The sequence below is a fragment of the Halomonas borealis genome (genome assembly GCF_004798905.1).
Taxonomy (GTDB): Bacteria; Pseudomonadota; Gammaproteobacteria; order Pseudomonadales; family Halomonadaceae; genus Halomonas; species Halomonas borealis.
The window spans coordinates 1-266 of record NZ_SDMO01000073.1; the positions used below are offsets into that span (position 1 = coordinate 1).

A 266-nucleotide genomic window follows, 5' to 3' on the forward strand; every position below is an offset into this window, starting at 1 on the left:
AACCTGTATCAATTTTAACTGGACAGGCACTTGAACATAAAGAACATGTTGCACATGTTTCAATACCATCATATTGGTATAAATCTCTGTACTCTTTGGCTTCATCAAACTCACCAGCTCTCTCTAGTCTTGAAATCTCTCTATTGATTACAATTCTTTGTCTCGGAGTTAATGTAATGTCATTTGATGGACATGTAGGCTCACAGAATCCACACTCAATACATTTATCAACAATTTCATTTGTCGCTGGCATTGCTTTTAAGTTT

Annotated in this window: 1 protein-coding gene; it reads right to left on the reverse strand. The window is 35.3% G+C overall.

The genetic code is table 11. The features are described from left to right. A partial coding sequence (locus tag ETC07_RS15205; RefSeq protein ID WP_136249331.1) for a 4Fe-4S dicluster domain-containing protein occupies positions 1-266 on the reverse strand: 266 nt, incomplete at both ends.